This window comes from Levilactobacillus senmaizukei DSM 21775 = NBRC 103853, assembly GCF_001592085.1.
In the GTDB taxonomy this organism is placed as follows: Bacteria; Bacillota; Bacilli; order Lactobacillales; family Lactobacillaceae; genus Levilactobacillus; species Levilactobacillus senmaizukei.
Genome location: NZ_BCWD01000072.1, coordinates 1 through 686 on the forward strand (window position 1 = coordinate 1; position 686 = coordinate 686).

Below are 686 nucleotides of genomic sequence, written 5' to 3' on the forward strand. Positions count from 1 at the left end.
TAAATTGAATTCAAAATCAGGGTCCAAAAAGAGGCCCAATTTGAAAATGAATTGAACCTCTTAAATTCCCCTCATCAACACTCGTTGACAAAGAGCCGTTTGATTACCTGAGCTGGCACACCACCAACTAAGACGTTGTCCGGCACATCCTTTGTCACAATCGCCCCGGCAGCGACAACCACATTACTCCCAATCGTGACACCGGGCATGACGGCCACCTTGCCACCAATCCAGACGTCATCACCAATGGTTACCGGACTGGCCTGAGCCGTGTAACTTCGGCGATCGGTCGCCACTAGTGGATGATTAACGGTATAGATATCCACGTTGGGGCCAATCATCACGTTGCGACCGATAGTCACTGGCGCAATGTCCAGAATTGTCAGATTATAGTTACTCAGAAAGTCCTCGCCCACGTGAATGTTGCGGCCATTGTCGCAATTGAATGTGGCCTGAACCGAGACGCGTTTCCCATGGCTACCCAGGATTTCTTTGATCTTGGCGGTCTGGGCTGCCGGGTCAGTTGCCGGAATGCTGTTGAATTCCTGACAGAGTTCAGCCGCCCGCGCCTTCCGTTCAGCGACCGCCTTATCGAGAAAATAGTAAGGCTCGCCTGCATCCAACTTTTCAATTTCAGATTTTGCCATTAACCTTCACCTCACTTTTAGCTTAACACTTAAAACGCT

1 protein-coding gene is annotated in these 686 nt (G+C 49.9%); it reads right to left on the bottom strand.

What is annotated here, in order from left to right:
* Window positions 1-74: 74 nt before the first annotated feature.
* Window positions 75-647: a sugar O-acetyltransferase gene (locus LSE01S_RS10730; protein ID WP_025023288.1), complete on the bottom strand. Its 573-nt coding sequence runs from the start codon at window positions 645-647 to the stop codon at window positions 75-77.
* Between the last annotated feature and the right edge of the window lie 39 nt (window positions 648-686).

Bases quoted from the DNA above. Each gene is read 5' to 3' on its own strand.
- LSE01S_RS10730 (WP_025023288.1), bottom strand. From the start codon at position 647: ATGGCAAAATCTGAAATTGAAAAGTTGGATGCAGGCGAGCCTTACTAT.